Annotated in this window: 1 protein-coding gene and 1 pseudogene; both read right to left on the bottom strand. The window is 64.2% G+C overall.

Annotation, left to right across the window (positions count from 1 at the left end; all coding sequences use genetic code 11):
- Positions 1–421 (bottom strand): SDR family NAD(P)-dependent oxidoreductase (locus NCS02_RS36130; protein WP_250523707.1); only part of this gene is annotated, 421 nt, incomplete at its 3' end.
- A pseudogene (locus tag NCS02_RS36135) lies at positions 418–1,206 on the bottom strand (FAD-binding protein); the annotation flags it as partial. The gene NCS02_RS36130 and the pseudogene NCS02_RS36135, both read right to left, overlap by 4 nt.

Below are 1,206 nucleotides of genomic sequence, written 5' to 3' on the forward strand. Positions count from 1 at the left end.
CCGCCACCGACGAGATCACCGCGAGCGTCCCGTGCCGCTGCGCCTCAAGCCGATTGGCGATCGGCGTGATGAGCGCAATCAGCGAAAGCGCATTGGTATGAAACTCGCGCACCGCGACGGCGGGATCGCTCTGGCAGGCCGCCTGGTCCGGCAGCGTGCCCGACGCAATCAGCACGATATCGATCGAATCCATGTGCGCGGCGCAGTCAGCGAGCATCGCGGCGTGATCGTCGAGCTTGTCGATATCGAGCCGATACACGGCGACCGAAGCCGCCCCCCGCGCCGTCAAATCGGCGGCGACCTTCTCCATGCGTTCCTGATTGCGCGCGACGAGAAAGAAGCGCGCGCCTTTCGCGGCCCATTCTCGCGCGCAGGCGATGGCGATAGCGAACGTGACGCCCACGATGACGATGTTCTTCATAGGCCAGTCATTCGTTTCCAGAAATGCGACAGCATGGCCGGATCGCGAAGCGATTCGAGCTCCTGCCATCGGGGATAAGCGGCGCGGAAATCGGCGCCCGACATGTGCGCGTCCTTGGCCGGGTAGATGCGTCCGCCGGCATCGCGCACGATCGCGTCGAGCGCGTCGAAGAGCTGCGAATTACGCAATTCATGCTGCGGAAAGTCGAGCGCGAGCGAGGTGCCTTCCATCGGAAACGACAGCAGCCCCGGCGACGGAATGTTCCCGCAGCGCTTGAGCACCGCGAGAAACGAACCCGTGCCGCTCGATGAAATGCGATTGAGCATCGCGCGCACCGCATCGCGCGCGCTCGCTGCCGGCACGACGCACTGATACTGCTGAAACCCCTGCGGCCCGTAGATGCGGTTCCATTCGAGCAGACTGTCGAGCGGATAGAAATAGCCGTCGTAACCGACGCGCGAAAGCTCGATCGCGCGTCGCTGCTTCCGGTAGTACAGCTCGTTGAACGCGCGCAGCGTGAGGCCGTTGATGAGCGAAACGGGCGGCGTGAACGGCACGCGGCGCGTGTTGCGCTGTTCGACATAGAGCGAGCCGTGGATCGCGTGATCGCCCGCCATGAAGATGCCGCGCCCGAGCGCCGGTCCGCGGCTCGCGCAATCGACCCACGCGACGCAATACTCGTGCTTCGCGTCGTACTCCTCCGAGAGATCGAAGAACTCGTCGAGCTTGCCGAAGCGGATGCTCGTCACGTCGATGAGACTCGTGCGGATCGGCATCAGCGAGAA

The sequence above is a fragment of the Caballeronia sp. NCF2 genome, assembly GCF_023631205.1.
GTDB classification, from domain to species: domain Bacteria; phylum Pseudomonadota; class Gammaproteobacteria; order Burkholderiales; family Burkholderiaceae; genus Caballeronia; species Caballeronia zhejiangensis.